Genomic DNA, 25598 nt, shown 5'->3' with positions numbered 1-25598 from the left:
CGCCACGCTCGCAACCCATGGAACGCTACGATGTCGCGGTGATCGGTGGCGGCATGGTCGGCACCGCCATCGGCTATGGCTGTGCCGAGCGTGGGGCGCGCGTCGTCGTACTGGACGAAGGCGATGTCGCGCTGCGCGCCGCACGCGGCAATTTCGGCCTGGTCTGGGGGCAGTCCAAGGGCGACGGCATGCCCGCCTATGGCGCCTGGACGCGGCTGAGCATCGCGCTGTGGCCTGCGCTGGCGGAGCGCGTCTCGGGCTTCGCCGGGCGCGACGTCTGCTATCGCCCTGTGGGCGGCCTGACCTTCTGCCTGAGCGAGGCCGAGCTGGCGGAGCGTCGCGACTTCGTCCATCGCCGCCACAACCAGGGCCACAACACCGTCCGCATCGTGGACCGGCGCGAATTGCAGGAGATGATGCCGGGCTGCCCGCTGGGGCCGGAGGTCGTGGGCGCCAGCTTCGATCCGACCGATGGCCATGTCGATCCGCTGACTCTGCTGCGTGGCCTGCATGCGGGGCTGCGCTCCGCTGGCGGGCTGCACCTGCCCGGCGCCTCGGTTGTCGCGATCGACCCGGTCGGCGGGCACTACCGCATCGAGCGCGCGGATGGCGAGAGGCTGTACGCCGAGCGCATCGTCGTCGCCTCCGGCGTCGCCACCAGCCGCGTTGCCGCGATGGTCGGCCTCGATGTGCCGGTGCGGCCCGTGCGCGGCCAGAACATCGTGACGGAGCGGCTTGCGCCCATCCTGCCGAAGCCGGCCAGCGCCATCCGCCAGACTGGCGACGGCACCATCCAGATCGGTGTCACCAGCGAGGATGACGGCATCCTGGAGACGCCCACCACCACCGCCGCGCTGGCGAAGATGGCAGCGCGGGCCATCCGCGTGTTGCCGCCGCTCGCGAATGCCCGGATGGTGCGAAGCTGGGCGGCGCTCAGGCCGATGACGCCGGATGGCTTTCCCGCCTACGCCGAGAGCGCCACGCATCCCGGCTGCTTCGTCGCCGTCTGCCATTCCGGCGTGACGCTCGCCGCCGTGCATGCCGGCCCGATGGCCGAGGCGGTGATGGGTGGCGGAATGCACGAACTCGCGGCCGAGCTTCACCCCGACCGCTTCGCACGGATGCCGATCCAGCATGTTCCAGCGATCTGAGCCGCCCGACATCACCATCACCTGGGACGGGCGCGATCTGCCGGCGCGCAGCGGCGAGAGCCTCGCCACCGCGCTGCTCGCCGCCGGCGTGCTGGATTTCCGCGAGACGCCCGTCACCGGCGCGGCGCGCGGCCCGCTCTGCCTGATGGGGGCCTGTTTCGACTGCCTGGTGGAGGTCGAAGGCCAGCAGAACGTGCAGGCCTGCATGACGCCGGTACGCCCGGGGCTGCGCGCCGCGCCGCAGCACGGCGTGCGCGACCTGCCGGAGGTGGAAGCGGCGTGAGCATCGATGTGGACCTGCTGATCGTCGGCGCCGGGCCCGCCGGCATGGCGGCCGCCGTGACGGCGCGCGGCCGCGGCCTCAGTGTGTTGGTGCTGGATGAGAATGCCGGGCCCGGCGGCCAGGTGCATCGCGGGATCGAGCGGCGCTCGCCCAAGGACGACCAGGACGAGGACGGCGCGAAGCTCGCCGCCGCGCTCCGCGCCAGCGCGGTGGAAACGCGCTTCGGCGCGACGCTCTGGGCGGTGGAGCCGGGCGGCAAGGTGTTCTGGAGCGAGGAGGGCGGCGCGCGCAGCGCCGTCGCCGGCCGCCTGCTGCTGTGCACGGGCGCGACGGAACGGCCGCTGCCGATTCCCGGCTGGACGCTGCCGGGGGTGATGACGGTGGGCGCCGCGCAGATCGCGCTGAAGACCGCGGGGCTGACGCCGCAGGGCGATGTCTGGATCGCGGGGCAGGGGCCGCTGCTGTGGCTCTATGCGAAACAGGCGCTGGACGCAGGCGGGCGCATCGCGGGCATCGTGGATATCTCGCATGGCATCCCGCCAGCCGCGCTGCGGCACCTGCCGCGCGCGCTGATGGCGCCGGGCTATCTGTTGAAGGGATATCGCTGGCAGCGCGCGGTGAAGCGCACCGGCCTGCGTGTGATCCAGGCCGAGGACATCCGTGCGGAAGGCGAGGGCAGGCTCGCCCGCATCGTCGTGGACGGCACGGAGCATCCCGCGGACCTGCTGCTGCTGCATGACGGCGTGGTGCCGAACACCCAGGTGACGCGCGCCATTCCCGGCTGCGCGCATGACTGGGATCCCGTGCAGGGCTGCTGGAAGCCGCGCCTCGACGAGTGGGGCAATACCACCGTCGACGGCGTGATGGTGGCCGGCGATGGCGGCTGCATCGGCGGCGCGCGCGCCGCGGCGCATGCCGGCCGGCTTGCTGCGCTGGAAGCCGCGCGGGCGCTCGGGCGCATGACCGCCGATCAGCGCAACGCGGAGGCGGGCACGGAACGCCTGGCGCTGAACCGTCAGCTTGCCGTGCGGCCGTTCCTCGACGCGCTGTTCCCGCCGCGGCCGGCCGCTTCCATCCCGGACGAGACCATCCTCTGCCGCTGCGAGGAAGTGACCGCCGGCAAGGTGCGGCAGGCGGTGACGCTGGGCTGCCTGGGGTCGAACCAGACCAAGGCCTTCACTCGCACCGGCATGGGGCCGTGCCAGGGCCGCGTCTGCGGCCCGGCGGTGCATGCGGTGATCGCCGCGGCGCGCGGCGTGGACCCGGCGCAGGTGGACCCGTTCCGCACGCGCTTCCCGACCAAGCCGCTGACGCTGGGCGAGCTCGCCGCGCTCGCCTCATGAACCGGGCCGTGGTGATCGGCGGCGGGCTGCACGGGCTCTCCACCGCGCTGCATCTGGCGCGCACGCCTGGCTGGCAGGTGACGGTGCTGGAGCGGCGCCATGTCGGGCGGCATTCCTCCGGCGTGAATGCCGGCGGCGTGCGGCGGCTCGGGCGCGACGTCAGGGAGATCGCGCTGTCCGCCGTCGCCTTCGAGATGTGGTCGAACATCGTCGCGCTGGTCGGCGACGATTGCGGCTTCCAGCCAGGCGGCCAGGTGAAGGTGGCGGAGAACGAGGCCGAACTGCGCAAGCTGGAAGGCCGCGCCGCGCAGGTGCGCGACCTCGGCTGGACGCATGAGGAGGTGGTGGACCAGGCAGAGGTCCGCCGCCTGCTGCCGGCCATCGCGCCGCATGTTGTGGGCGCGCTGGTATGCCGGGGCGATGGCTCGGCCGATCCGATGCGCACCGTCATGGCCTTTCGGCGCGCCGCGCAGGAAGCCGGCGCCGCCATCGTGGAAGGCAGCGGCGTCACCGCCATCGAGCGCAGCGCCGCCGGCACGTTGCGCGTGGTGACGGAGGAAGCGAGCTACGAGGCCGAACGCGTCGCCAATTGCGCCGGCGCCTGGGCCACGCGGATCGCCCGCATGGCCGGCGAGGAGATCCCCTGCGGCGTGAAGGCGAGCATGATGATCGTGACCGAGCGCCTGCCGCATTTCTGCACGCCCACCGTCGGCCCTACCGGGCGCCCGCTGTCCTTCAAGCAGACCGCAGTCGGCACCGTGGTGATCGGCGGTGGCCACCAGGGACTGAACGACCCGGAGCGCGAGACCTCCACCGTGCTGTTCGGCAGCCTGGCGCACGCCGCGCGCATCGCCGGCGAGCTGTTTCCCTGCGTGAAGGGCGCGCGGATCATGCGAAGCTGGACCGGCACCGAGGCGCGCACGCCGGACGAGATCCCCGTGATCGGCGAAAGCCGCACCATGCCCGGCCTGTTCCATTCCTTCGGCTATTCCGGCCACGGTTTCCAGTTGAGCCCCGCGGCCGGGGCGGCGGTGGCGGAGTTGATGGCGCGCGGCGCCACCAACCTGCCGGTCGCGCCCTTCACCCAGGCGCGGTTCGACGCATGACCCCGGCGCTTTCCATCCGCGGCCTGCGCACGGAATTCCGCATCGACAAGCGCTGGCACGCGGCGGTGCGCGACCTGTCGCTCGACCTGATGCGCGACGAGACGCTGGCGCTGGTGGGCGAGAGCGGCTGCGGCAAGTCGGTCACGGCGCTGTCCGTCATGGGCCTTGTGCAGCCGCCCTATGGCCGCGTCGCGCGCGGACAGATCATTCTGGACGGGCGCGAGCTGAGCGGACTGCCGGAATCCGAGATGGAGCACATCCGCGGCGACCGGATGGCGATGATCTTCCAGGAGCCGATGACCAGCCTCAACCCCGTGATGACGGTGGGCGACCAGGTCTCGGAAGCGCTGCGCATCCACCGCAACATGGATCGCAAGGCCGCGCTGGAACGCGCGCGGGAATTGTTCGAGGAGGTGAAGATCCCGTCCGCCGCGCAGCGCCTTGGCGAGTACCCGCACCAGTTCTCCGGCGGCATGCGCCAGCGGGTGATGATCGCCATCGCGCTGGCCTGCGACCCTGCCGTGCTGCTGGCGGACGAGCCGACCACGGCACTCGACGTGACCATCCAGGCGCAGGTTCTGGGCCTGCTGGCGGACCTCCGCGCGAAGCACGGCACGGCGGTTCTGTTCATCACGCACAACCTCGGTGTCGTCGCGCAGATCGCCGATCGTGTCGCGGTGATGTACGCCGGGGAGGTGGTGGAGCAGGGGCCGGTCGGCGCGATCTTCGCCGATCCGCAGCACCCCTACACGCGCGCGCTGTTCTCCGCGATTCCGCGTCTGGATGCGCCGGAGCAGTCGCTGTCGGCCATTCCCGGCCGCGTGCCGCCGCTTGACGGCATGCCGCCAGGCTGCCGCTTCGCGCCGCGCTGCCCGCTGAAGCGCGCGGGCTGCGAGGCCGAGCAGGTGCTGGCCGAGGTCGCGCCCGCCCACGCCGCACGCTGCCATGTCGCCACAGGAGTGCTTGCCGATGCTTGATCCGGTCGGCCGGGTCGTGATGGTCAGCGGCGCCGCCCGCGGCATCGGGCGGGAGGTGCTGCGCCGGCTGCACGGCTCCGGCTGGCTGGTCAGCGCGGGGCTGCGCGATCCGCGCAAGCTGCCGGAGGCGCCGGACATGCTGGCGCATCGCTACGAGGCGGAGGAGGCCGGCAGCGCGGAAGCCTGGGTGGCCGCCACCGTCGCGCGCTTCGGTCGGCTGGATGCGGTGGTGAACGCCGCCGGGATCAACCCGATGGCGCGCATGCTGGATGCCGACGAGACCGCGCATGACGCGATGTGGCGGGTCAATGTGAAGGGCCCGATGCGCGTCATCCGCGCCGCCTGGCCGCATCTGGTTGCGGGCGGGGAGGGCAGGGTGGTGAACATCGCCTCCCTGTCCGGCAAGCGCGTGGCGAACGAGAATACCGGCTACGCGATGAGCAAGTTCGCCCTGGTTGCGCTGACGCAGGAGGTCCGCCGCCAGGGTTGGGAGCATGGCATCCGCGCCACCGCGCTCTGCCCCGGCTTCGTCGCCACCGACATGACCGCGCAGGCGAAATGGCCGCGCGAGCAGATGAGCCGGCCGGAGGATGTTGCCGTCCTGATCGAGACGGTGCTGCGCCTGCCGAGCTCCGCGACCGTCGGCGAGGTGCGCGTGAACTGCCGCTTCGAGGCGCTGATGTGATGCTGACGCGGCTGCTGGACCAGAACAGGCGGCCTCTCACCTTCGTGGTGGACGAGGAGGAGATCACGGCGAAGCAGGGCGACACCTTGCTGACCGCGATGCTCGCCGCGGGCCTCGGCCATGTGCGGCACAGCGAGTTCGGCGATGGCGATCGCGCCGGCTTCTGCTGGATGGGTGCGTGCCAGGATTGCTGGGTGATCGTGGAAGGCCGCGGCACGTCGCGCGCCTGCACCACGCTTGTCGAGCCGGGCATGCGGGTGCTGCGCCGATGAAGGTTGCGGTCGTTGGCGCCGGCCCGGCCGGTGTGCGCGCGGTGGAGCAGCTTGTCCGCGCAGGCCTTGAGCCGACCTGGCTGGAGGAATCGCCCGATGGCGGCGGCCGCATCTACCAGCGCCCGCCAGCGGGATTCCGGCGCGGCTATCGGGCCATCTACGGCGCCGATGCCGGGCGCGCGCGGCGCCTGCATGCCACGCTGGAAGCGCTGAAGCCGCGCTGCGACTGGCGGCCCGACACGCTGGTCTGGAACATCCGCACGCGTGAACGCCTGCTGGATACCCAGACCGCCGGCCGACGCCGCGACACGCTGGCCTATGATGCGCTGATCCTCTGCACCGGCGCGATGGACCGCATCCTGCCGATCCCCGGCTGGACGCTGCCGGGCGTCACCACGCTCGGCGGCGCGCAGATCGCGCTGAAGGCACAGGGCGTGGGCATCGGCGCGCGCCCGGTCTTCATCGGCACCGGGCCGCTGCTGGTGCTGGCCGCGCTGCAATACGCCAAGGCCGGCGCGCCACCCGCGCTGGTGCTGGACACCACCAGCTTCCTCACCAAGGCGATGGCGGCGGCGGGCCTGTTGTGGAACCTGCCGACCTTCCTGCGCGGGCTGCGCTACACCGCCGCGCTGCGCATGAAGGGCGTGGCGGTGGCGGAAGATGCCACGCCCATAGCCATCGAGGGCGAGGGTAAGGTCATGGCGCTGCGCTGGCGCGATTCCGGCTGGCGCGAGCATGTGACGCCCTGCGACGCCGTGGCGATGGGCTGGGGCCTGAAGCCGGAGGCGCAGCTTGCCGACCTGGCCGGCGTGCCGTTCCGCTTCGACGCCACGGGCCACAACTGGCTGCCCGAACGCGATGCCGCCGGCCGGACGCCCGTGCCCGGCGTGTATCTCGCCGGCGACGGCGCGGGCATCGGCGGCGCGGAGGTCGCGGAGCTTGCCGGTGCGCGCGCCGCGCTTGCACTGCTGGAGGATCACGCGCTGCCGGCGGATCTCGCGCTGCGCGCGCATCTGGATGGCCGCCTTCGCACCGAGGCGCGCTTCCGCGCCGCGCTGGAACGCGCCTTCCCCTATCCCGCACATCTCGCGCGCAGGATGGAGGACGCCACGCTGCTCTGCCGCTGCGAGGCCATTACCGCGGGCGAGCTTCGCGCGGTCGCGCGGTATGGCGGGTCAGAAGCCAACCGCGCCAAGGCGCTGAGCCGCGTCGGCATGGGCCGCTGCCAGGGCCGCGTCTGCGGCCCGCCCGCGGCGGAGGTGCTGGCGGCGGCGCTGGGCGTGCCGGTCGAGCAGGTCGGCAGGCTGCGCGGGCAGCCGCCGGTGAAGCCCATTCCGCTGCCGGGGGCCGCGTGATGCGCCGCGCCGATGTGCTGATCGTTGGCGGCGGCGGCGCCGGCTGCTCCGCCGCGCTGTTCCTGGCGCGGCGCGGCGTGCGGGTGACGCTGCTGGAACGCGGCCTGGTCGGCAGCCAGGCGACCGGGGTGAACTATGGCGGCGTGCGCCAGCAGGGGCGCGATCCCGCGGGCATTCCGCTCGCCATCAAGTCGCGGGCGCTCTGGTCGCGCCTGCCGGAGCTCATCGGCACCGATGCCGAGTTCGATCCCTGCGGCCACCTGAAGCTTGCGCGCAGCGAGGCGGATGAGGCGGAGCTGCTGCGCTGGAACCGCGTCGCCGCCGAATACGGCCTGGTGACGCAGATGATCGGCCGCAACGCCATCCGGGAGGCGCATCCCTATTTCGGCGACCAGGTCGTCGCCGGCAGCCTGCTGGCCGAGGATGGCAGCGCCAATCCGCGCCTGCTCTCGCCTGCGCTGGCTCGCGCTGCGCGCGACGCGGGCGCGGAGATCCTGGAACATCACGCTGTGAGCGCGGCCGCGCATGATGGCTCCGATTTCGTGATCGAAGCCGCTGGCGCGACCTTCGCCGCGCCCTGGCTGCTGAACTGCGCCGGCTATTGGGGCGGCACGCTGTCCGAAAAGTTCGGTGAGCCGGTGCCGATCGCGCCGCTGCACCCGAACATGCTGGTGACGGAGCCGCTGCCCTATTTCCTGCGCCACAGCCTCGGCGTGGTGGGCGGCGGGATCTACATGCGCCAGATCGCCCGCGGCAACGTCATCTTCGGCGGCGGGCGCGGCAGCGCAGTGAAAGACCCCAGCCGGACGCGCCCTTCGGCCGAAGCCGCGCTCGGCAGCATGGAGGCCGCGACGGCATTGGTGCCGCGCCTCGCCGGCGCCATGGTGATCCGGAGCTGGAGCGGCACGGATGGCACCTTCGCCGACGGCTTCCCGGTGTTGGGTCCTTCGCGCACCACGCCGGGCCTGATCCACGCCTTCGGCTTCTGCGGCGAGGGATTCCAGCTCGGGCCCGGCGTCGGGCAGGTGCTGTCGGAACTGGTGATGGACGGCCGCACCGATGTTCCGCTCGAAGCCTTCGACATCGGGCGCTTCGCGCGGCAGGATACGGGCGGGATGGCTTCGACGGCCCGACAAGAGGAAGGGGAGACTGCATGATCAAGACATTGCGCGCGGCACTGCTCGGCACCGCGCTGGCCCTGGCGGGAACCGCGACGGCTGCGGCGCAGACCGCGCCGACCCTGCGCGTCGGCATGGCCGCGCAGGATGTCGGGCGGCTCGACCCGCATTTCGCTGTCTCCACCATCGACCGTGTCGTCGTGGCCTGGATGTTCAACGGCCTGGTGCGCTTCAAGCCCGGCTCCATCGATCCCGCCCAGATCGAGCCCGATCTGGCGGAGCGCTGGGAGAGCAGCCCGGATGGCCGGACCTGGACCTTCCACCTGCGCCGCGGCGTGCAGTTCCATGGCGGCTTCGGCGAGCTGACGGCGGATGACGTCGTCTTCAGCCTGCGCAAGGCCGGCACGGCCGCGACCTCCGCCTTCTCCGCCGATTTCCGCGCCTTCGAGGCGGTGGAGGCGGTGGATCCCTACACGGTGCGCATCCGCCTGCGGGAGAACGTGCCGAGCCTGCTCGGCATCGTCACCAACTATTCCGGCGGCTACATCGTCTCCCGCCGCGCCGTCGAGCAGCGCGGCGCCGACTTCGTCCGCTCGCCGATCGGCACCGGCCCCTTCGCGCTGGAGCGCGTGACGCCGAACCAGAGCGCGGAGCTGACGGCGCATGCCCAGTATTTCCGCGGCGCGCCGCAGATCGGCAGGATCAGCTACCGCTTCATTCCCTCCGATGCCTCGCGCGACCTGGCCTATCAGAATCGCGAGCTCGACGTGAATTACGGCCGTGCCGACCAGACCTGGATCAACCGCACGCGGCAGGTGCCGAACACCACCGTGGACGTGTTCGAGCCGGGCGAGCTTGCGGTGCTCCATCTCAACACCACCACGCCGCCCTTCAATGACATCCGTGTCCGCCAGGCGCTGGCGCATGCGGTGAACCGGGCGGAGCTGGTGCGCTATCGCGGCCAGGACGTGGCGCGGGAGGCACAGAGCGTGGTACCGCGCGGCTATCTCGGCTTCACCGCCGATGTGCCGCTGCTGCAGCCCGACGCAGCCCGCACCCGCCAGCTTCTGGCGGAGGCCGGGCATCCCAACGGCATCACCATCCGCGTGATCCACACGCAGCTGCCGGAGATGCTGAACATGATGCAGGTGGTGCAGCAGCAGCTGCGCCGCGCCGGCATCACCCTGGACCTGCAGGTGGTGGAGCATGCCACCTTCCACCAGCAGATCCGACAGGACCTCTCGCCGCTGGTCTACTACTCCGCGGCCCGCTTCCCTGTGGCGGACATCTACCTGACGCAGTTCTTCCACGGCCGGTCCATTGTCGGCACGCCGACCGCAGTGACGAACTTCTCGCACTGCAACCAGGCCGACCGGCAGATCGACGCGGCGCGCGTCAGCACCGACATCAACGAGCAGCGCCGCCTCTGGGCGGAAGCGCAGAAGATCCTTGTGCAGAATGTCTGCGGCGTGCCGCTGATCGAGACCCTGCTGGTCTTCGCCCGGCGCAACAACGTGGACTACGGCTACGAGCTGAACGGCTCCATGTCGTTGGGGCCGCTCATCACCGAGCAGTCGCGGCTGCGCTGAGCATGCGTTCTGGCAAGGCGAATGCCACGCGACCCGCGTTGCGGGCCGAGGTCGCGAACGCGGCCCGCCGCGCATGCGGCGAGCCAAGCGCGCGGCGGCGCGCGCCGGCGCTTGAGGGCATCGACGCCTTGGCGTCGATGCGCATGCAAGACTGATGTTCTTCTTCTTCGTACGGCGGCTTCTGGCCGCCGTGCCGACGCTGCTGGCGGTGCTGACGCTCGTCTTCGTGATCGTCCGCATCGTCCCTGGCGACCCGGCGCTGGTCATCCTGGGCGACCAGGCGACGCCCGAGGCCGCGGCGGCGCTGCGGCAGCGGCTGGGCCTCGACCGGCCGCTGTGGGAGCAGTATGTGAGCTTCATCGGCAACGCACTGACGGGCGATTTCGGTACGTCCCTGGTGACTGGCCGCCCGGTGCTGGACGAGGTGGCGGCCGTGCTGCCGCACACCATCGACCTGACGGTCGCGTCGATGATCTTCGGCGTCGCCACCGGCGTGCCGCTCGGCATCTGGGCGGCGTTGCACCGCAATCGCGCGGTGGATGTGGCGGCGCGCATCCTGTCGCTGTTCGGCCTGTCCTTCCCGGTCTTCGTCAGCGGCATCTTCGCGCTGCTGCTGTTCTCGCTGCACTGGCGGCTGTTCCCCGTGATCGGTTCGGCCAACCTCGATGACCTGCCGGACCGGCTGCACAAGCTGGTGCTGCCCACTGTCACGCTCGGCCTGATCATGGCGGCCTACATCACGCGGGTGACACGCAGCGCCATGCTGGCCTCCCTGTCGGAAGACTACATCCGCACGGCGCGCGCCAAGGGCGTGCCCTGGCGGCGCGTGGTCTGGGTGCATGGCCTGCGCAATGCCTCGCTTCCGATCGTGACCGTCGTCGGCCTCTATGTCGGCATACTCCTCGGCAATTCGGTGCTGACCGAGATCGTGTTCAACCGCCCTGGCCTCGGCAAGATCATCGTTGGCGCGCTGAATCAGCGGGACTACACGATGCTGCAGGGGCTGATGGTGATCTACTGCTTCCTCATCGTCGTGGTGAACGCCGTGACCGACCTGCTCTACGGCGTGCTCGATCCGCGGGTTCAGGCGGCATGAGTGCCGTCTCCGACGATCCGCTGGTGGCAGCCGAGGTCGCGCCACCGCCGCCATCCCCCTGGAAGCGCGCGCTGGGCAAGGCGCGCAGCAATCCCACGACGATGATCGGCGCGCTGATCTGCCTGCTGATCCTGGCGGGTGCCGTGCTGGCGCCGTGGATCTCGCCATACGACCCGGCAGACCAGGACATCATCAACCGCCTGCAGCCGCCGGGCGGGGATTACCTTCTCGGCACCGACCAGTTCGGCCGCGACATCCTCTCCCGCCTGCTCTGGGGCGCGCGCATCTCGCTCAGCGTCTCGCTCTCGGCGATCCTGGCGGCGATGGTCATCGGGGGCGCCATAGGCATGGTCTCCGGCTATATCGGCGGGCGCTTCGACCTGTTCGTGATGCAGGTGATGGACGTGCTCCTGTCCTTCCCCTCGCTCATCCTCGGCCTGATCGTTGTGGCCCTGCTCGGGCCGGACCTCGTGAACCTGATCGTCGCCATCGCGCTGACCGCCATCGCGCCCTTCGCGCGCATCGCGCGCGCCCCGACGCTCGCCTTGAAGGAACGCGCCTTCGTCGAGGCCGGGCGCGCGCTGGGCTACAGCCACACCCGCATCATCTTCCGCCACATCCTGCCCAACATCACCTCGGAGGTGATGGTGATGGCGACGCTCTGGCTGGCGACGGCGGTGCGGGTGGAGGCCTCGCTCTCCTTCATCGGCCTCGGCGTGAAGCCGCCGACGCCGACATGGGGCGGCATGACCCGCGACGGCTTCGAGAACATCCTCGACGCGCCTTGGCTCGCCGTGTTTCCGGGCATCGCGATCCTGCTGCTGGTCCTTGGCCTCAACATGGTCGGCGACGGGCTGCGCGACGCCACCGATCCAAAGTTGCGCAACGAATGAGCGCGGTCCTGCAGGTTGAAGGGCTGCGCAAGCACTTCGTCACGAAGAAGGGGTTTCCGAAGCCGAAGACCGTCACCGTGCGCGCTGTGGAGGATGTCTCCTTCACCATCGGCGAGGGCGAGGCCTTCGGCTTGGTGGGAGAATCCGGCTGCGGCAAATCCACCGTCGCGCGCGCCCTGCTGCGATTGATCGAGCCCGACGCGGGGCGCGTGCTCTATCGCGGCGAGGATTTCCGGGCGGCCAATGGCGCGGCACTCAAGAATTTCCGCCGGCGCATGCAGATCGTCTTCCAGGACCCCTATTCCTCGCTGGACCCGCGGCAATCCATCGGCTCCGCACTGATGGAGCCGATGCGCGTGCACGGCATTGCCGAAGGCGCGGAGGCGCGCCGCCGCGCCGGCGCGCTGCTCGAGGAGGTCGGGTTGCCGCCCGCGGCGCTCGAGCGGTTCCCGCACGAGTTCAGCGGCGGCCAGCGCCAGCGCATCGGCATCGCGCGTGCCCTGACCGTGGAGCCCGAGCTGATCATCGCCGACGAGCCGGTCTCGGCGCTCGACGTCTCCGTGCAGGCGCAGGTGCTGCTGCTGATGAAGGAGTTGCGGCAGCGCCGCGGGCTCGCCTTCCTCTTCGTCAGCCACGACCTCTCGGTGATCCGCTGGTTCTGCGACCGCGTGGCCGTGATGTATCTCGGCCGCATCGTGGAGGAAGGGCCGGCCGGCCGTGTCCTGGCCGATCCGATGCACCCCTATGCCCGCATCCTGCGCGATGCCTCGCCGCTGCCCGATCCAGCGCGGCGGGCGGAACTGCCGCGCATCATCGGCGAGATCCCCTCGGCCGCGAACCCACCGCCCGGCTGCCCCTTTCACCCGCGTTGCCCGCAGGCGATGCCAGTCTGCTCAACCACCCTGCCGCGCTGGACGATCGCACCGGGGGAAGGGCAGGGCGGGGTGGCCTGCCACCTGCACGGCTGAGGGGCGCGGGCGCCTCACAGGGCGCCGCGCACCCACTCCTCGCCATCCTCCGGGAGGCCGAGCCAGGCGCTCTCGGCATTCATCGGGACCACCATCAGCAGGCCCGGCTCCTTGTGGCCCCGGCGTGCCATGCCGCCGCGGAAATGCGAGACCAGATAAGCCGCCGACAGGTCGCAGGAGACCAGGAGCGCCCCTTCGGCCGGTGCCCAATGCGAATCGGCCACTTCCCACACGGCCTCTTGCAAGGCGGCCCGTTCGGCCTCCGCGGCCTCGCCCTCGGCAGCGGGACGATGGACAACCAGGTGCAGGGTCATGCGCCCTCCGGAACGTCGCTTCCCCCGGACTATAGGCCGGGCGGCAGCCACATCGAAACCGCCCCGCCTGGATTCGGCGCCGACGCCGCGCCAGGATGCGCCCATGAGCCAACGCCCCCTGATTGCCGCCCATCGCGGCGGCCTGTTCCTCTGGCCCGAGAACAGTGCCACGGCCTTCCGCGAGACCGCCCGGCTGGCGGTGGAGCAGGCGGAATGCGACGTCCACCTCACCGCCGATGGCGAGGTGGTGGTGATGCACGACGCAACGCTCGACCGCACCACCGATGCCAGTGGCCCGGTGGTCGCCCGCACCGCCGCCGAACTGCAGGCGGTGCGGGTGCGCGGCACCGGCGGCGAGGCGCCGCCCACCCTTGCTGAATACCTGGCCATCCTGGCGCCGAGCGCCGTTGCCCCGCGCATCGAGATCAAGTCGGACGCGGCCCGGCGACCTTATCCCGGGATCGTCCCGCGCACCCTGGCGCGGCTCGACACGGCAGGCCAGCGGCAGCGGAGCTGGATCATCGGCTTCAACGCCGACACCATGGCCGAAGCGCAGGCTGCCGGTGGCCTCGCCGGCGTCGCCTGGCTGGTCGAGGTCCCGACCCTCATGGATATCGGGTTGGAAGGCGTGATCGCCGTGGCGCAGCGGATCCGCGTGGCCGAGATCGGCCTGACCACCGGCGTTCTGAACGCCCCGATGATCGCGCGCTTCCGGGAGGCAGGCCTCGGGGTCGGCACCTGGGGCGCCAATCATGCCGCCTCGATCCGGCGAACGATCGAGCTCGGCGTCGACATCTTCGCCACCGACGATCCGCCGCTTGCCATCCGCCTGCGGGGCTGAACGGCCCGTTGCGGGCCGCGCGCCGCCGCCGCTAGACTTGCCGACAAGACGATAACGTTACGACAGGGAGCACGTCCGCGTGGCGGAAGCGGCGCCGGTCCTCGCAGCCGACAAGGTCAGCCTTCGCTTCGGCGGCGTGCGGGCGCTGACCGACGTTTCCTTCTCCGTGAACCGCGGCGAGATCTTCTCGATCATCGGGCCCAACGGCGCGGGTAAGACCTCGATGGTCAACTGCGTTTCCGGCCGCTACCGCCCGACCGAGGGACGCGTGCAGTTCGAGGGGCAGGACATCACGCGGCTGGGGCCGAACCGCCGCGCCGGCCTCGGCATCGGCCGCACCTTCCAGAACCTGGCGCTGTTCGGCCACATGAGCGTGCTCGACAACATCATGGTCGGCCGCCACCACCTGCTGAAGGCGGGCTTCCTGCGCGGCATGCTCTATTGGATCGGTGGCGCGCAGAAGGAGGAGTTGGATCACCGGCGCGAGGTCGAGGAGATCATCGACTTCCTGGAGATCCAGCATGTGCGCAAGGCGCAGGCCGGCACGCTTCCGTACGGATTGCGCAAGCGCGTGGAGCTTGCGCGTGCCGTCGCGCTGAAGCCCAAGCTGATCCTGCTGGACGAACCGATGGCCGGCATGAACCTCGAGGAGAAGGAGGACATGGCCCGCTTCATCGTCGACCTCAACGAGGAATGGGGCATGACGGTGCTGATGATCGAGCACGACATGGGCGTGGTGATGGACATCTCCCACCGCGTCATGGTGCTCGATTTCGGCAGGAAGATCGCGGAAGGACAGCCGGAGGAGGTGCTGGCCGATCCGCATGTGCGGCGCGCCTATCTCGGCGAGGCGGATGAGGTCACCCAGCCGGCCGAGGAGGTGGCGTGACGACCGGCCTCGACACGCTGCCGAAGCTGCTGGCGCACAACGCCGCGCGGCACGGGAACGAGATCGCGCTGCGCGAGAAGCAGTTCGGCATCTGGCGCAGCCTGACCTGGGCCGACTACCAGGAACGCACGAGGGCCATTGCGTTGGGCATGAAGCGCCTTGGCATCGGCGCCGGCGACGTTGTCGGGCTGATCGGCGACAACCGGCCGGAATGGGTAATGGGGGAGATCGCGGCGCATGCGCTGGGCGCGCGCTCCCTCGGCATCTACCGCGACGCGCTGGATGACGAGGTCGCCTACCTGCTGGAATACGCCGGCGCGCGCATCGTGCTGGCGGAGGATGAGGAGCAGGTGGACAAGCTGCTCAACGTCTCCGACCGCGTGAAGACGCTGGAATACATTGTCTACGCCGATCCCCGCGGCATGCGGAAATACGACGATCCGCGCCTTGTCCCGCTGGAGGCGCTGATCCGCTCCGGCCTGGATCTGAACCTGGAGCAGCCGCGGCTCTACGAGGAGATGGTGGCTGCGACGCAGGGCGAGGAGATCGCGATCCTCTGCACCACCTCCGGCACGACGGCGCGGCCGAAGCTCGCGATGCTGACCGGCGGCGCGCTGATCCGGCATTGCCGGTCGTACCTGTCCGCCGATCCGAAGGGGCCGCGGGACGAATACGTCTCGGTGCTGCCATTGCCCTGGATCATGGAGCAGATCTACGTGCTGGGCTGGGGCCTGATCAGCCGCATGAAGGTCAACTTCGTCGAGGAACCCGAGACGATGATGGCCGATTTCCGCGAGATAGGGCCGACCTTTGTCCTGTTCGCGCCGCGCGTCTGGGAAGCGCTGGCGGCCGAGGTGCGCGCAAAGGTGATGGACGCCTCCGCCTTCAAGCGCCGCATGTTCGACCTCGGCATGAGGATGGGCCTGGAGGCGGTGGACAAGGGGCAGCGCTCCGGCGCGGCGGACGCGCTGCTGTTCCGCGCGCTGCGCGACCGCCTCGGATTCTCCAACCTCACCTCGGCGGCGACCGGTGGCGCGGCGCTGGGACCCGACACCTTCCGCTTCTTCCAGGCCATGGGCGTTCCGCTCCGGCAGCTCTACGGCCAGACCGAGCTGCTCGGCGCCTACACGCTCCACCGGGCGAAGGAGGTGGATTTCGACAGCGTCGGCGTGGTGTTCGACGAGACGATCGAGCTGCGCATCGACCGGCCGGACGCGAATGGCGTGGGCGAGATCGTGACGCGCCACCCCAACATGTTCAGCGGCTATCTCGGCGTGAACGACAATCCCGACCTGCGGGAGGGATGGCTGCACACCGGCGATGCCGGCTTCATCGCGCCGACCGGGCGGCTGGTGGTGATCGACCGCATCAAGGACATCGCGGAGACCAGCACCGGCACGCGCTTCAGCCCCCAATACATCGAGAACAAGCTGAAGTTCAGCCCCTACGTCGCCGAAGCCGTGGTGCTTGGCGCCAGCCAGCCGCACCTGGCGGCGATGATCTGCATCCGCTTCCCCATCGTGTCGAAATGGGCGGAGCGCCACCGCATTGCCTTCACCACCTATTCCGACCTTTCGGCAAAGCCGCAGGTGCTCGACCTGCTGCGGGCGGAGGTGGAGAAGGTCAACGCCACCTTGCCGCCTGCGCAGCAGCTGCGCGACTTCGTGCTGCTCTACAAGGAGCTGGACGCCGACGACGAGGAGCTGACGCGCACCCGCAAGGTGCGGCGCGGCGTCATCGCGCAGAAATACGGCGACATCATCAGCGCGATCTACCGCGGCGATGCCGCGATCCCCGTGGACACCACGATCGCGTTCCAGGACGGTACGAAACAGCGCATCCGCACGACGCTGGACGTGGTGCGGCTCGGCACGGCGCGCGCGGCGATGGCGGCGGAGTAGGACGAGACGATGGACCTCACGCTGCTCTTCCAGCTAACGCTGAATGGCCTGATCGTCGGCGCGCTGTATGGCGTCGTCGCGATGAGCTTCGTGCTGATCTACAAGGCGTCCCAGGTGGTGAACTTCGCGCAGGGCGAGTTCCTGCTGGTCGGCGCCTGGGTGTGCTGGTGGTTCCTGACGGAGTGGCAACTGCCCTTCTGGATGGGCTTCCTGTTCACGCTGGCCTTCATGACCGTCTTCGGCCTGGTACTGCAGGTGGTCGTGCTGCGGCCGCTGATCGGGGAGCCCGTGATCAGCGTGATCATGGCGACGATCGGCCTCGGGATCTTCTTCCAGGCGCTGATGAAGTGGATCTTCGGCGTCTTCGCCAAGCCCTTCCCGCCGATCTTCGCCACCGAGCGCGTGCAGGTGCTGGGGCTGGATGTGCAGACGGTCTACCTCGCCTCGCTCGCCATATCGCTGCTGATCATGCTCGGCTTCGCCTGGTTCTTCACCAGCTCGAAGCACGGGCTGGCGATGCGGGCGACCGCCTTCGACCAGCAGGTGGCGCAGTCGCTCGGGGTTTCCGTGCCGAAGGTCTTCGCCATGTCCTGGGCGATCTCGGCGGTGGTGTCCTCGGTCGCGGGCGTGGTGGTGGGCGTGGTGAACGGCGTCTCCTCGGCGCTCTCCTTCTACGGCATCAAGGTGTTTCCGGCGGTGATCCTGGGCGGGCTGGATTCGATCCTGGGCGCGGTGCTTGGCGGGGTGATCATCGGCCTGCTGGAGAACTGGGCGCACTACCTGGACAGCCAGTGGCTGAACTGGGGCAACATGTTCCAGATCGCCCCCTTCTACGCGCTGGTGCTGATCCTGCTGATCAAGCCCTACGGCCTGTTCGGCACGCGCAACATAGAGCGCGTCTGATGGCGACCGTCTCCCTCGCACCGGCCGGCGACTACCGCACCACCTACCGCGCCGACACGACGATCTTCCCCACGCGCAACAGCCGCATCGCGCTGTGGCTGGGCATCGCGCTGGTCGCAGCATCGCCGCTGTTCTTCGGCCGCTACGAGCTCTCGCTGCTCATCAACATCGGCATTCTCGGCATCGCGGCGCTGGGGCTGAACATCCTGGTGGGCTTCACCGGGCAGATCAGCATCGGCCATGCCGCCTTCTTCGGTGTCGGCGCCTTCGCCTCGGCCTGGCTGCACGACAGCTTCCATGTGCCCGTCTGGGCCTGCATCCCGCTGGCCGGTGTGATCACCGCGGTTGTCGGGCTGGTCTTCGGCGCACCGGCCGCACGGCTGAAGGGCCTGTATCTCGCCATTGCGACGCTCGCCGCGCAGTTCATCCTGGAGGATTTCTTCGCCCGTTCCGCCTGGTTTACCGGCGGTGTCGCCGGGCGCATCACGGAACCGCTGATCCTGTTCGGCTTCGCCTTCGACCGGGAGGAGACCTACCTCTACGTCGTGCTGTTCTTCGTCATCGTCATGTTCGCCGGGGCCGCAAACCTGATGCGCACGCGCGATGGCCGCGCGCTGATCGCCGTGCGGGACCACTATCTTTCCGCCGAGATCATGGGCATCAACCTCGCCTATTACCGCACGCTCAGCTTCGGCATCGCGAGCCTCTATGCCGGGATCGGCGGCGCGCTCTACGCCCACTACCTGATGTTCGTCAGCGTGGAGGCGTTCAACATCCTCTTCTCCATCCAGTTCCTGGGCATGGTGATCATCGGCGGCCTGGGCAGCATCATGGGCAGCCTGATGGGCGCCGCCTTCATGGTGCTGTTGCCGGAGGTGGTGCAGAGCATCGCGGATGCCCTCGCCGGCGGCGCGATCGACCGCACGCTGCGGATCGGCGCCTCGATCTCCTACCTGCGGGAGATGGCGATCGGCGGCGCGATCATCGCCTTCCTGATCTTCGAACCGGATGGGCTGGCGCATCGCTGGCGTCTGGTGAAGGCGTATTGGAAGCTCTACCCGTACTCGCACTGAACGACATGGGAGGATACCGAGTGATGCTCACACGCAAGACCCTGCTGGCCGCCGCGGGCGTGCTGGCCATCTCGCTGCCCGCCGCGGCGCAGCCGATCCCGGTCGGTCACCTGATGGACAATTCGGGCGCCACCAGCGATGTCGGCGTTCCCTACGGCCAGGGCGTGTCGGACGCGCTGCGCTGGGTGAACGCCACGCGCAACGGCGTGGCTGGCCGCCAGCTCAACGTGCTCGGCTTCGACTATGGCTACCAGGCGCCGCGCGCGGTCAGCCAGTACCAGGCCTGGTCGCGCCAGAACGTCGTCGCCATCCAGGGCTGGGGCACCGCGGATACCGAGGCGCTGGTCCGCTTCGTCACGCGCGACCGCATTCCCTACATCTCCGGCTCCTACTCCGCGGCGCTGACGGACGCCGGCGGGCGTAGCGGGCGGCAAGGCGTGGAAGCCGCGCCGTTCAACTTCTTCTATGGCCCGTCCTACTCCGACGCGTTGCGGGGCATGCTGATCTGGGCGAAGCAGGATTGGGAACGCCGGGGGCAGCAGGGGCGGCCGAAATACGTCCACATGGGCGCCAACCATCCGTATCCGAACTCGCCAAAAGCCGCTGGCGAGGCGCTCGCAGCGGAACTCGGGTTCGAGGTACTGCCCGCGATCCAATTCGCCCTGACGCCGGGCGACTACACCGCGCAATGCCTGACGCTGCGCCAGCAGGGCGCCAATTATGCCTATCTCGGCAACACGGCGGGGTCGAACATCTCCGTCCTGCGCGCATGCCAGACGGCCGGCGTGCAGGTGCAGTTCCTCGGCAATGTCTGGGGCATGGACGAGAACGCGATGAAGGCCGCCGGCGCCGCCGCGAACGGCGTGGTCTTCCCCGTGCGCACCGCAGTGGTCTGGGGCCAGGACGCGCCGGGCATGCAGGCCATGCAGGCGATCTCCCGCACCTCCGACACCGCCGGCAACGCCTATCGCCCGGTGCACTACCTGGCCGGCGTCTGCGCGGCGATGCTGATGGTGGAGGCGATGGACACTGCCGCGGCGAACAACGGCCAGATCACCGGCGTGCGCATCCGGGATGGTTTCTACGCGCGGCAGAACTGGGTGCCGCAGGGCTTCGAAGGCGTCTGCGTGCCATCCACCTTCACCGCCACCGACCATCGCGGCACGATGCGCGTGGGCCTCTACCGTGCCCGCGTGACAGGCGACACGTCCAGCGGGACGGTGGCGGAGCTGATGGCGAACGGCACGATGAAGCTGGAGCCGGTGACAACCATCACGCTCGACCGCCGCAACGACTGGCTGGGCTGGTGAGCGAAGCCGCGGCACTCGGCAGCACGGCTCCGCAGGCAACTGCGGAGCCGCCGCTGCTCGAGGTCAACAACATCGAGGTCGTCTACAACGACGTCATCCTGGTGTTGCGCGGCCTGTCGCTTGCCGTGCCGAAGGGCAGGATCGTCGCGCTGCTGGGCGCGAACGGCGCCGGCAAGTCCACCACCCTGAAGGCGATCTCCGGCCTGTTGAAGTCGGAGGAAGGCGAGGTCACCCGCGGCGACATCCGCTTCGCGGGTGAGCGCCTGAACGGGATCGAGGCGCACCGGATCGTGCGCAAGGGCATCTTCCAGGTCATGGAAGGCCGCCGGATCGTGGCGGACATGACCTGCCTGGAGAACCTGCGCCTCGGCGCCTTCACGCGCAATGACAGCGGCGTGAAGAGCGACATCGAGATGGTCTATTCCTACTTCCCGCGGCTGAAGGAACGCACGGGGCTTGCGGGCTACCTCTCGGGCGGCGAGCAGCAGATGCTGGCCATCGGCCGCGCGCTGATGGCGCGACCGAAGCTGATCCTGATGGACGAGCCCTCCATGGGCCTTTCGCCGCTGCTGGTGAAGGAGGTCTTCGGAATCATCCGCCGACTGAACGAGGAACTCGGCATCACCATCCTGCTGGTCGAGCAGAATGCCCGCATGGCGCTCTCCGTCGCCTCCTTCGGCTATGTAATGGAGCAGGGGAAGGTGGTGCTGGACGGCACGGCGGAGGCGCTGGCGAACAACGAGGATGTGAAGGAATTCTACCTCGGCGGCCATGGCGCGGACCGCAAGTCCTTCCGCAACCTGAAATCCTACAAGCGGCGGAAACGCTGGCTATGACGAACCACTACGATGGGCTGGAAAGCCGCAGTGCATCGGCGCGCGCCGCGGCCCTGACGGTGGCGCTGCCGCATGCCATCGCGCGCGCGCAGCGCGCGTCGGCCTATCACGACCTGCTGCACGATGTGGACGCGGCCGGCGTGGTGGATGTCGAGGTGCTCTCGCACCTTCCTGTCACGCGGAAGTCCGAACTGATCCGCCTGCAGGCGGAAGTGCCGCCACTCGGCGGCCTCAACGTGACGCCGCTGCGCGACCTTGCCCGGGTCTTCGCCTCGCCGGGACCAATCCACGAAGGCGTGGCGGCGGGCACCGATCCCTGGCGCTTCGCGCGCGCGCTGCACGCCACCGGTCTTCGGCGCGGTTTGCTGCTGCACAACTGCTTCGCCTATCACTTCACGCCGGCCGGCTTCATGCTGGATCTCGGCGCGCGCGCCCTCGGCTGCCCGGTGTTTCCCGCCGGCCCCGGCAATACCGAGGCGCAGGCGCGCGCGGCGGCGCATCTCCGTCCCGTCTGCTACGCCGGCACGCCAGAGTATCTGAAGGCGATCCTTGAGGCCGGCGATGCGCTTGGCCTGGACCTGTCGTGCTTCAGGCTCGGCCATGTGACCGGCGGCGCCTATCTGCCGGGGCTGCGCAGCTTCTACGCCGATCGCGGCCTGACCGTGCTGCAGAGCTACGGCACCGCAGATCTCGGCCTCATCGCCTATGAGTCGGAAGCGCGCGAGGGGCTTATCGTGGACGAAGGCGTGGTGGTGGAGATCGTCCGCCCCGGCACCGGTGACCCCGTGCCGGAAGGAGAGGTGGGCGAGGTGCTGGTCACGCTGCTCGACAGCCCCGACCCGCTGATCCGCTTCGCCACCGGCGACCTTTCGGCAATCCTGCCGGGAACGTCGCCCTGCGGCCGCACCAACGCGCGCATCAGGGGCTGGATGGGCCGCGCCGACCAGGCGACGAAGGTGCGCGGCCTGTTCGTTCGGCCGGAACAGGTGGCGGAGGTGATGCGCGCGCATCCGGGTCTCGGCCGCGCGCGGCTGGTGGTGGGCAGCGCGGAGGGCAGGGACACGATGCTGCTGCGTGTCGAGACTCCGGTGCGCGACGCCGCGCTGGTGGAGAGCCTGGCGAAGTCCTTGCAGGGCATCACGCGCCTGCGCGGCGAGGTGCGGCTGGAGGAGCCCGGCGCGCTGCCGAACGATGGCAAGGTGATCGAGGATACGAGGGCGGGGTGACGGCATCGGGTCGGCACGCTCCGTCGCGCCCCCACCCCAACCCTCCCCCGCGTCGCAGGGGAGGGAGCAGGATGCGCCTCTTCTCCCTCCCCCGCATGCGGGGGCGGGGCGGGGTGGGGGCCGCGCGGCCTGCCCTGCACAACGCATGACCGCGCTCCTCCCACCGGCCGCAACCTACGCTGACCTGCGTGACGCCTTCCGCTGGCGCATCCCTGCCGCCTGCAACATCGCCGAGGAAGCCTGCGACCGTTGGGTCGGCTCCGGCCGGACGGCGCTTATCCATCTGCACGACACCGGCGCGGTGGAACGGATCACCTTCGACGAACTGCACCGTCGCGCTTGCCGCCTCGCGAATGTCCTTGAAGCCCAGGGCATCGCCCGCGGCGACCGCATCGGCGTCCTGCTGCCGCAATGCCCGGAAGCCGCCGTCGCGCATCTTGCCGCCTATCGGATGGGCGCGATCGCGGTGCCGCTCTTCCTGCTGTTCGGCGCCGATGCGCTGGAATACCGCCTCGCCGATTGCGGCGCCGCCGCGCTGATCACGGACGAGGCCGGCCTCGCCAAGATCGCGCCGATCCGCGCGCGCCTGCCCACGCTGCGCTGCGTGCTGTCCACTGACCTCGCTGCGCAGATGGCCCGCGCGAAGGACACACATGCCCGCGCCGCGACAGGCCCCGATGATCCCGCGCTGATCATCTACACCTCCGGCACCACCGGCAGCCCCAAGGGCGCGCTGCATGGCCACCGTGTGCTCCGCGGCCACCTGCCGGGCGTGGAACTGCCGCAGGAGCGCTTCCCGCAAAACGGCGACCTGTTCTGGACGCCGGCCGACTGGGCGTGGATCGGCGGCCTGCTCGACGTGCTGCTGCCGAGCCTGTTCCACGGCGTGCCCGTGCTCGCGCACCGGATGCAGAAATTCGATCCCGAGCACGCCTTCGCCCTGATGGCGCGCCACAACGTCCGGAACGCCTTCCTGCCGCCGACCGCGCTCAAGATGATGCGCGCCGTTCCCGATCCCGCCCGCTTCGGCCATCGCTTGCGCAGCATCGGTTCGGGCGGCGAGACGCTGGGCGCCGAGATGCTGGATTGGGCACGCTCCGCCTTCGGCCTGACGATCAATGAATTCTATGGCCAGACCGAATGCAACCTCGTCGTCTCCAACTGCGCCGGCCTGTTCCCGGTGAAGCCCGGCAGCATGGGCCGCCCCGTGCCAGGCCACGAGGTCGCCATCCTCGACGACGACGGTCACGAAGTGCCGCCCGGCACCGAAGGCGCCATCGCCATCCGCGCGCCCGATCCCGTCATGTTCCTCGGCTACTGGAACCGGCCTGGCGCCACGCGCGAGAAATTCCGCGGCGACTGGCTGATCACCGGCGACCGCGGCATCGCGGACGAGGAGGAGTACCTCACCTTCCTCGGTCGCGACGATGACGTGATCACCTCCGCCGGCTACCGCATCGGCCCCGGCGAGGTGGAGGATTTTCTCCTGTCCCATCCGGCCGTGCAGGCGGTTGCGGTGATCGGCCTGCCCGATCCGCTGCGCACGGAGCGCGTCACGGCGGTCATCGTGCCGAAGCCCGGGATCACGCCGGATGCCGCGCTCGCGCGCGACATCCAGGATTTCGTCCGCACCCGCCTTGCCGCGCATCTCTACCCGCGCCAGGTGGAGTTCGCGGACAGCTTGCCGCAGACCGCTACCGGCAAGATCATGCGTGGCGTACTCAGGAAGCAGTTCAGCGCCAAGGACCCGTGACCATGGCCGCCAACCAGATGCCCATGCTCGACCACGAGCTCGGCGACGCGATCGACGCGCTGCGCGACACCACCCGCGCCTTCGCCGACGAGAAGATCGCGCCGCTCGCCGCCGAAATCGACCGCACCGACGAATTCCCCCGCCATCTCTGGCCGGAGATGGGCGCGCTCGGCCTGCACGGCATCACCGTGCCGGAGGCGTATGGCGGCTCCGACATGGGCTACCTGGCGCACACCGTCGCGATGGAGGAAGTCAGCCGTGCTTCCGCCTCCGTCGGCCTCTCCTACGGCGCGCATTCCAATCTCTGCGTCAACCAGATCCGCATCAACGGCACCGAGGAACAGCGGCGCCGCTACCTGCCGAAGCTTGTCTCCGGCGAGCATCTCGGCGCGCTGGCGATGTCCGAGCCCGGCGCGGGATCGGATGTGGTCTCCATGAAGCTGCGCGCCGAGAAGCGCGGCGACCGCTACATCCTCAACGGCACCAAGCTCTGGATCACCAACGCGCACTACGCCGAGACGATGGTGGTCTATGCCAAGACCGATGCCGATGCCGGCCCCAAGGGCATCACCGCCTTCATCGTCGAGCGCGGCTTTCGCGGGTTCCGGCCCGCGCAGAAGCTCGACAAGCTCGGCATGCGCGGCAGCCCCACCAGCGAGCTCGTCTTCGAGGATTGCGAGGTGCCGGCGGAGAACGTTCTGGGCCAGGTGAATGGCGGCGTGCGCGTGCTGATGTCGGGGCTCGACTACGAACGCGCTGTGCTGGCCGCCGGTCCGCTCGGCATCCTGCAGGCCTGCCTCGACCTCGTCGTACCCTACATCCACGACCGCAAGCAGTTCGGCCAGTCCATCGGGGAGTTCCAGTTCATCCAGGGCAAGGTGGCGGACATGTACACCGCGCTGAACGCCGCCCGCGCCTATGTCTATGCCGTGGCCCGCGCCTGCGACCGCGGCCGCGGCAGCCGCAAGGACGCCGCCGGCGCCATCCTCTTCGCGGCGGAGGCCGCAACCAAGGCCGCGCTCGACGCGATCCAGATCCTCGGCGGCAACGGCTACATCAACGAATACCCGGCCGGTCGCCTGCTGCGCGACGCCAAGCTCTACGAGATCGGCGCCGGCACCAGTGAGATCCGCCGCCTGCTGATCGGCCGCGAGATCTTCCGGGAGACGGCGTAGCTCAGCCCTGCTCGGCCCGCCCCTCCTCGAAGTCCGGCATCGGGCGCACGCGATACCAGCCCATCAGCGAGATCAGCAGCGCCTGCATCAGCCCCGAGCAGAGGAACGCGGCGGTGCGGAACGTGGCAAGCTCGCTGGCAACGACGCTCTCCGTCACCAGCCGCGTGGCGAGCGGGTCGAGCTTCGACAGCGCCCAGCCGCTGAGGAAGGCGGTGACCACCTTGGCCGCGCTGCTCAGGTCCTGGCGCTGCTTGCGCGACATCGGCACCAGGAACACGCCGAGCCAGAACCCCAGCACGATGCCCACGCCCTGGACGGAAAGGTTCACGGCCGCGGTCTGCCAGGTTGCCGCCATGACGAAGCAGCCAAGCGCGGCGAAGGTGCCGTGGACGAAGAGCGTGACGACGATGTTCACCGCATCCCAGCGCGACGGCAGCATGGCGGCCCCCTGCGTTCCGACGGCCTGACTATCGGATGTCCACGGCGATGCGTCAGCACCCGCCTTGTCCCGCCCGCCCGGAGCACCCATCCTCCGCGCCGA

25 protein-coding genes are annotated in these 25598 nt (G+C 69.8%); 23 read left to right on the top strand and 2 right to left on the bottom strand.

Annotation, left to right across the window (positions count from 1 at the left end; all coding sequences use genetic code 11):
* Nucleotides 1–17 precede the first annotated feature (17 nt).
* The 13 genes from E4T13_RS05445 (at nt 18) to E4T13_RS05385 (ending at nt 12836) form a co-directional block, all read left to right on the top strand.
* The gene (locus E4T13_RS05445; RefSeq protein WP_137177187.1) at nt 18–1151 is read left to right on the top strand and encodes an FAD-binding oxidoreductase; all 1134 of its coding nucleotides are present in this window, start codon (nt 18–20) and stop codon (nt 1149–1151) included.
* Nucleotides 1135–1434: a (2Fe-2S)-binding protein gene (locus E4T13_RS05440; RefSeq protein WP_137177186.1), complete on the top strand. Its 300-nt coding sequence runs from the start codon at nt 1135–1137 to the stop codon at nt 1432–1434. The genes E4T13_RS05445 and E4T13_RS05440 overlap by 17 nt, the downstream gene beginning before the upstream one ends.
* Nucleotides 1431–2777 (top strand): NAD(P)/FAD-dependent oxidoreductase, encoded by a 1347-nt coding sequence (locus E4T13_RS05435; protein WP_240790992.1) that lies wholly within the window; start codon nt 1431–1433, stop codon nt 2775–2777. Before E4T13_RS05440 ends, E4T13_RS05435 begins: the two co-directional genes overlap by 4 nt.
* Nucleotides 2774–3883, top strand: a complete 1110-nt coding sequence (locus E4T13_RS05430; protein WP_137177185.1) for an FAD-binding oxidoreductase — start codon at nt 2774–2776, stop codon at nt 3881–3883. Before E4T13_RS05435 ends, E4T13_RS05430 begins: the two co-directional genes overlap by 4 nt.
* Nucleotides 3880–4860, top strand: coding sequence for an ABC transporter ATP-binding protein (locus E4T13_RS05425; protein ID WP_137177184.1), 981 nt, complete (start codon nt 3880–3882; stop codon nt 4858–4860). Before E4T13_RS05430 ends, E4T13_RS05425 begins: the two co-directional genes overlap by 4 nt.
* Entirely contained in the window at nt 4853–5545 is a 693-nt protein-coding gene (locus tag E4T13_RS05420) for an SDR family NAD(P)-dependent oxidoreductase (RefSeq protein WP_137177183.1), read from the top strand. The genes E4T13_RS05425 and E4T13_RS05420 overlap by 8 nt, the downstream gene beginning before the upstream one ends.
* The gene (locus E4T13_RS05415; protein WP_137177182.1) at nt 5545–5817 is read left to right on the top strand and encodes a (2Fe-2S)-binding protein; all 273 of its coding nucleotides are present in this window, start codon (nt 5545–5547) and stop codon (nt 5815–5817) included. The genes E4T13_RS05420 and E4T13_RS05415 overlap by 1 nt, the downstream gene beginning before the upstream one ends.
* On the top strand, nt 5814–7172 hold the full coding sequence (locus E4T13_RS05410; RefSeq protein WP_137177181.1) for an FAD-dependent oxidoreductase: 1359 nt from the start codon (nt 5814–5816) through the stop codon (nt 7170–7172). Before E4T13_RS05415 ends, E4T13_RS05410 begins: the two co-directional genes overlap by 4 nt.
* Complete coding sequence (locus tag E4T13_RS05405) at nt 7172–8329, top strand: FAD-binding oxidoreductase (RefSeq protein WP_137177180.1); 1158 nt, start codon at nt 7172–7174, stop codon at nt 8327–8329. The genes E4T13_RS05410 and E4T13_RS05405 overlap by 1 nt, the downstream gene beginning before the upstream one ends.
* Nucleotides 8326–9879, top strand: a complete 1554-nt coding sequence (locus E4T13_RS05400; RefSeq protein ID WP_137177179.1) for an ABC transporter substrate-binding protein — start codon at nt 8326–8328, stop codon at nt 9877–9879. Before E4T13_RS05405 ends, E4T13_RS05400 begins: the two co-directional genes overlap by 4 nt.
* Nucleotides 9880–10033: 154 nt before the next feature.
* Nucleotides 10034–10975: an ABC transporter permease gene (locus tag E4T13_RS05395; RefSeq protein ID WP_137177178.1), complete on the top strand. Its 942-nt coding sequence runs from the start codon at nt 10034–10036 to the stop codon at nt 10973–10975.
* Nucleotides 10972–11868 (top strand): ABC transporter permease, encoded by an 897-nt coding sequence (locus E4T13_RS05390; RefSeq protein WP_137177177.1) that lies wholly within the window; start codon nt 10972–10974, stop codon nt 11866–11868. The genes E4T13_RS05395 and E4T13_RS05390 overlap by 4 nt, the downstream gene beginning before the upstream one ends.
* Complete coding sequence (locus E4T13_RS05385) at nt 11865–12836, top strand: ABC transporter ATP-binding protein (RefSeq protein WP_137177176.1); 972 nt, start codon at nt 11865–11867, stop codon at nt 12834–12836. The genes E4T13_RS05390 and E4T13_RS05385 overlap by 4 nt, the downstream gene beginning before the upstream one ends.
* Before the next feature lie 14 nt (nt 12837–12850).
* Here the strand turns inward: E4T13_RS05385 and E4T13_RS05380 are convergent, their stop codons facing one another.
* Nucleotides 12851–13150, bottom strand: a complete 300-nt coding sequence (locus E4T13_RS05380) for a hypothetical protein (RefSeq protein ID WP_137177175.1) — start codon at nt 13148–13150, stop codon at nt 12851–12853.
* 103 nt (nt 13151–13253) lie between these two features.
* Between E4T13_RS05380 and E4T13_RS05375 the strand changes: the two genes are divergently transcribed.
* The 10 genes from E4T13_RS05375 to E4T13_RS05330 all read left to right on the top strand — a co-directional run bounded on the left by E4T13_RS05375 (nt 13254) and on the right by E4T13_RS05330 (nt 25057).
* Nucleotides 13254–13991 (top strand): glycerophosphodiester phosphodiesterase family protein, encoded by a 738-nt coding sequence (locus E4T13_RS05375; RefSeq protein ID WP_137177174.1) that lies wholly within the window; start codon nt 13254–13256, stop codon nt 13989–13991.
* Between the two features lie 79 nt (nt 13992–14070).
* Nucleotides 14071–14880, top strand: a complete 810-nt coding sequence (locus E4T13_RS05370) for an ABC transporter ATP-binding protein (RefSeq protein WP_137177173.1) — start codon at nt 14071–14073, stop codon at nt 14878–14880.
* Nucleotides 14877–16781, top strand: coding sequence for an AMP-binding protein (locus E4T13_RS05365; RefSeq protein WP_137177172.1), 1905 nt, complete (start codon nt 14877–14879; stop codon nt 16779–16781). Before E4T13_RS05370 ends, E4T13_RS05365 begins: the two co-directional genes overlap by 4 nt.
* A 9-nt stretch (nt 16782–16790) precedes the next feature.
* Nucleotides 16791–17684 (top strand): branched-chain amino acid ABC transporter permease, encoded by an 894-nt coding sequence (locus tag E4T13_RS05360; RefSeq protein ID WP_137177171.1) that lies wholly within the window; start codon nt 16791–16793, stop codon nt 17682–17684.
* Nucleotides 17684–18757: a branched-chain amino acid ABC transporter permease gene (locus E4T13_RS05355; protein ID WP_137177170.1), complete on the top strand. Its 1074-nt coding sequence runs from the start codon at nt 17684–17686 to the stop codon at nt 18755–18757. The genes E4T13_RS05360 and E4T13_RS05355 overlap by 1 nt, the downstream gene beginning before the upstream one ends.
* 23 nt (nt 18758–18780) lie before the next feature.
* Nucleotides 18781–20067: an ABC transporter substrate-binding protein gene (locus tag E4T13_RS05350; RefSeq protein WP_137177169.1), complete on the top strand. Its 1287-nt coding sequence runs from the start codon at nt 18781–18783 to the stop codon at nt 20065–20067.
* Nucleotides 20064–20903 carry an ABC transporter ATP-binding protein gene (locus E4T13_RS05345; RefSeq protein ID WP_137177168.1) on the top strand — a complete coding sequence of 280 codons (840 nt, stop codon included), beginning with the start codon at nt 20064–20066 and terminating at the stop codon, nt 20901–20903. Before E4T13_RS05350 ends, E4T13_RS05345 begins: the two co-directional genes overlap by 4 nt.
* Nucleotides 20900–22129: a phenylacetate--CoA ligase family protein gene (locus E4T13_RS05340; RefSeq protein WP_137177167.1), complete on the top strand. Its 1230-nt coding sequence runs from the start codon at nt 20900–20902 to the stop codon at nt 22127–22129. Before E4T13_RS05345 ends, E4T13_RS05340 begins: the two co-directional genes overlap by 4 nt.
* A gap of 145 nt (nt 22130–22274) precedes the next feature.
* Complete coding sequence (locus E4T13_RS05335) at nt 22275–23882, top strand: acyl-CoA synthetase (RefSeq protein ID WP_137177166.1); 1608 nt, start codon at nt 22275–22277, stop codon at nt 23880–23882.
* A 2-nt stretch (nt 23883–23884) separates the two neighbouring features.
* Nucleotides 23885–25057 carry an isovaleryl-CoA dehydrogenase gene (locus E4T13_RS05330; protein ID WP_137177165.1) on the top strand — a complete coding sequence of 391 codons (1173 nt, stop codon included), beginning with the start codon at nt 23885–23887 and terminating at the stop codon, nt 25055–25057.
* A 1-nt stretch (nt 25058) separates the two neighbouring features.
* On the opposite strand, the gene E4T13_RS05325 is transcribed toward E4T13_RS05330, so the two are convergent.
* A complete protein-coding gene (locus E4T13_RS05325) occupies nt 25059–25496 on the bottom strand; it encodes a hypothetical protein (protein WP_137177164.1) in 438 nt (145 codons plus the stop codon).
* Nucleotides 25497–25598 lie beyond the last annotated feature (102 nt).

The sequence above is a fragment of the Roseomonas sp. AR75 genome (assembly GCF_005222815.1).
Taxonomy (GTDB): domain Bacteria; phylum Pseudomonadota; class Alphaproteobacteria; order Acetobacterales; family Acetobacteraceae; genus Falsiroseomonas.
The sequence above is the reverse complement of the archived record's forward strand: the minus strand, read 5'-3'. Positions and strand labels throughout refer to the sequence as shown.